The organism is Luteitalea sp. (genome assembly GCA_009377605.1).
Lineage (GTDB): Bacteria > Acidobacteriota > Vicinamibacteria > Vicinamibacterales > Vicinamibacteraceae > WHTT01.
This window is the reverse complement of sequence record WHTT01000249.1, coordinates 1-777: the sequence shown is the minus strand read 5'-3', so window position 1 is coordinate 777 and position 777 is coordinate 1. Positions and strand designations below refer to the sequence as shown.

Annotated in this window: 1 protein-coding gene; it reads left to right on the top strand. The window is 62.5% G+C overall.

Annotated elements, in window-relative coordinates; genetic code table 11:
- A partial coding sequence (locus tag GEV06_28785; protein ID MPZ21840.1) for a hypothetical protein occupies positions 1–777 on the top strand: 777 nt, incomplete at both ends.

Here is a 777-nt window from a genome sequence, read left to right as displayed (position 1 = left end):
AGCGGACCGGCAAATCTAATTGTCGTTGGCCGGCAAATCTAATTGTCGTTGATCACCCCCTGGTCAAATTCCAGTACCCGTTCGCGGACGAGCCTTTTGATGTGCGAGCGGTGCGCAACCCTCAGATCTCGCCTGATGGATCGCGGGTGGTCTTCAGCGCGCTCGACCGCCTGTGGATTGCAGACCTACCGCCGTCGGATCCTACGGACAACACCCGGTCGGACGGTGACGGTCCGTCGGTCGTCCCGCGGCGGGTAACCGCTTCCGACAGAGGTGAATTCTTCCCGGCGTGGTCGCCGGATGGGCAATACATCGCCTACACCACGTGGAGCGACAGCGATGGTGGCGGGATCTATCGCATCCGTGCGGATGGACGGGGTAAGCCGAAGCGGCTAACCGAGGAACCCGGTGTGTACGCCAAAACGGCCTGGGATTCCACTGGAGACCACGTGCTCGGCGTTCGGTCAGCGCCGGACACATGGCGAGTGCTTCGCACCGCCGAGCCGCAGGCAGGCGAGCTCAGCCCCCCCGAACTCATCGCGGTACCAGGGAGGGGCGGCACGCTTCGTTCCATAACGCCACTGCACGTTTATCTGAGAGGGCTGACTTGGAAGCTGCAATCCCTCGTGTACGGCCAACCGCACGTGCTTCCTGGTATCGGTCGCATGCTGATCTACGAGCAGGATCGTGGGCTTGTTGGCATCTCCCTCGCGGACGGGCGGCGTGAGCTCTGGCTCGCTCTCTCCGAAGATGAGTACGACGATCGTGTTCGCAAGG